Genomic DNA, 224 nt, shown 5'->3' on the forward strand with positions numbered 1-224 from the left:
GCTGGTCTTTTATGTGTTCAAACTTATGACTTATTATTCTTACGGTCTAAGTTTGGATCTTTGATTTCGACAAAAGCTCTGTTGCGTGTTTCACGTAACCAGCTATCAAGCTCTGCATCAAATTGACGCTCACCTAAAATTTGACGTGCCATACGTTCTTGATATTCAGCAGTCATGTCTTGTTGACGTGTTTCAGTCACTTGAAGAATATGCCAGCCAAATTG

At 39.3% G+C, this 224-nt stretch carries 1 pseudogene; it reads right to left on the minus strand.

The features are described 5' to 3' along the window. Positions 1-23: 23 nt before the first annotated feature. A pseudogene (locus tag RRF55_RS28605) lies at positions 24-224 on the minus strand (hypothetical protein); the annotation flags it as partial.

Source organism: Klebsiella sp. K47, from assembly GCF_051858335.1.
Classification (GTDB): Bacteria; Pseudomonadota; Gammaproteobacteria; order Enterobacterales; family Enterobacteriaceae; genus Klebsiella; species Klebsiella pneumoniae.